The organism is Oceanobacillus aidingensis, from assembly GCF_042654105.1.
GTDB lineage: Bacteria > Bacillota > Bacilli > Bacillales > Amphibacillaceae > Oceanobacillus > Oceanobacillus oncorhynchi.
On record NZ_JBHSFT010000005.1, the window covers coordinates 1 to 896 of the forward strand.

1 rRNA gene is annotated in these 896 nt (G+C 51.7%); it reads right to left on the reverse strand.

Annotation, left to right across the window (positions count from 1 at the left end):
* Positions 1–896, reverse strand: a 23S ribosomal RNA gene (locus ACFO3P_RS04310); the annotation flags it as partial.

An 896-nucleotide genomic window follows, 5' to 3' on the forward strand; every position in this document is an offset into this window, starting at 1 on the left:
TCTGACTTCCTCGCATGCTTGGACGCACATCCATCGGTGCGCACTCCTTATCCTCCTGCGTCCCCCCATTGCTCAAACAATCATGAGGTGGTACAGGAATATCAACCTGTTGTCCATCGCCTACGCCTGTCGGCCTCGGCTTAGGTCCCGACTAACCCTGAGAGGACGAGCCTTCCTCAGGAAACCTTAGGCATTCGGTGAAAGAGATTCTCACTCTTTTTTCGCTACTCATACCGGCATTCTCACTTCAAAGCGCTCCACCAGTCCTCACGGTCTGACTTCGCAGCACTTTGAACGCTCTCCTACCATTGTTCGTAAGAACAATCCGCAGCTTCGGTGATACGTTTAGCCCCGGTACATTTTCGGCGCAGCGTCACTCGACCAGTGAGCTATTACGCACTCTTTCAATGATGGCTGCTTCTAAGCCAACATCCTGGTTGTCTGTGCAACGCCACATCCTTTTCCACTTAACGTATACTTTGGGACCTTAGCTGGCGGTCTGGGCTGTTTCCCTTTCGACTATGAACCTTATCACCCATAGTCTGACTCCCAAGCGTAAGTAACTGGCATTCGGAGTTTGACTGAATTCGGTAACCCGGTAGGGGCCCCTAGTCCAATCAGTGCTCTACCTCCAGTACTCTCTATCTTGAGGCTAGCCCTAAAGCTATTTCGGAGAGAACCAGCTATCTCTGTGTTCGATTGGAATTTCACCGCTACCCACACCTCATCCCCGCATTTTTCAACATACGTGGGTTCGGGCCTCCAGTCAGTGTTACCTGACCTTCACCCTGGACATGGGTAGATCACACAGTTTCGGGTCTACGACCGCATACTCATTCGCCCTGTTCAGACTCGCTTTCGCTACGGCTCCGTGTCTTCCACTTAACCTTGCATAC